The organism is Mesorhizobium sp. M7A.F.Ca.CA.002.05.1.1 (assembly GCF_003998335.1).
Lineage (GTDB): Bacteria > Pseudomonadota > Alphaproteobacteria > Rhizobiales > Rhizobiaceae > Mesorhizobium.
The window spans coordinates 1239-1783 of record NZ_RZQI01001085.1 but is presented as its reverse complement, the minus strand read 5'-3'; the positions used below and the strand labels follow the sequence as shown (position 1 = coordinate 1783).

Annotated in this window: 2 protein-coding genes; both read right to left on the bottom strand. The window is 67.5% G+C overall.

Translation table 11 applies throughout. The features are described 5' to 3' along the window. On the bottom strand, positions 1 to 241 hold a 241-nt coding region (locus EN939_RS32740), incomplete at its 3' end, for an AIR carboxylase family protein (protein ID WP_164751444.1). 100 nt (positions 242 to 341) lie between these two features. Continuing rightward, on the bottom strand, positions 342 to 545 hold a 204-nt coding region (locus EN939_RS39495), incomplete at its 5' end, for a PfkB family carbohydrate kinase (RefSeq protein WP_245473254.1).

Sequence of the window (545 nt, the reverse complement as noted above, 5' to 3'; positions counted from 1 at the left end):
TCGCCGCCGTCATGCCGGGCAGGTGTGCTGCACCGCCGGCGCCGGCGATGATCACCTGATAACCGGCCGCCTTGGCGCCCTTGGCGAAATCATAGAGCCGGTCTGGGGTGCGATGCGCGGAGATGATCAGCCGTTTGTGCGGGATGCCGAGTGCTTCCAGCGTTTCGGCCGCATGGCGCATCGTCGCCCAGTCGGACTGGCTGCCCATGATGATGGCGACGTCGGCGCGTTGATCGTCCAAGTCCGTGTTCCCCGGCGACAAAGGCGCGCCTTAGCGGAATTCGCGCGAGGCCGCAAGGACAGGCGGCGGCCGCAGCTCTTTGCAACGTTGAATCAGGCCATCAGATGCCGTCGCGCTCGGCCTCTGGCGTCGAGACCAGCAAGGCCGAAGCCGCGTTGGCGGCGGTGATGGCCGCCCGCATGGTCTGCCCACGGGCAAGTCCCGCGGCCAGCGCGCCAACGAATTCATCGCCGGCGCCATGCGTGCTGGCGACCTTGACGGGGATGGCGGACAGAGCAAACGCCTCACCGCTCCGATCGCAACA